Origin of the sequence: Nocardioides sp. CPCC 206348, assembly GCF_048654705.1 — a bacterium.
In the GTDB taxonomy this organism is placed as follows: domain Bacteria; phylum Actinomycetota; class Actinomycetes; order Propionibacteriales; family Nocardioidaceae; genus Nocardioides.
Genome location: NZ_JBMCZA010000099.1, coordinates 16,608 through 17,195 on the forward strand (window position 1 = coordinate 16,608; position 588 = coordinate 17,195).

General features: G+C 70.4%; 1 pseudogene. It reads left to right on the top strand.

What is annotated here, in order from left to right:
- A pseudogene (locus tag ACOADB_RS05080) lies at positions 1–588 on the top strand (DUF2236 domain-containing protein); the annotation flags it as partial.

Below are 588 nucleotides of genomic sequence, written 5' to 3' on the forward strand. Positions count from 1 at the left end.
GCCGACGTCCTCGGTCATCGGGACGGGATCCGGCCTGGATCCGCGGCAGGTCTGGGACGACGAGGCCGACACCCTGGTGGCCGCGCTCTTCGCGCGAGGAGAGGTCGACCGGGTCAACGAGCTCCTCGCCGGCTGGACCCGCAACGGCCAGGCACTCCCTGCGGGCCTGCCCGCCGACGTACGGCTCTTCCTCGAGAAGGCGCGCAAGCTGCCCACCTGGACGGACCAGGCCAAGCTGACGCGGGCGTTCTCCTTCTACGAGCGGCGCGGCCTCTACCTCGGCGTCCTCTACGGCCTCGGCAGCGGCATGATGAGCTGCGTCATCCCGCGCGAGGCCAAGGCGGTCTACTACTCCGCCGGCGGCGCCGAGATGAAGGAGCGCATCGACAAGACCGCGAAGCTCGGCTACGACATCGGCGTCCGCGACGCCTTCGGCCCCAACGGCCAGATGGTCGTCACGTGCCTGAAGACCCGGCTCACCCACGCCGCGGTGCGCCACCTGCTTCCGCAGTCGAGCCACTGGCACGCGTCGACCGACGAGGCCAGGCCGATCAGCCAGGCCGACATCATGGTCACCTGGCACAGCCT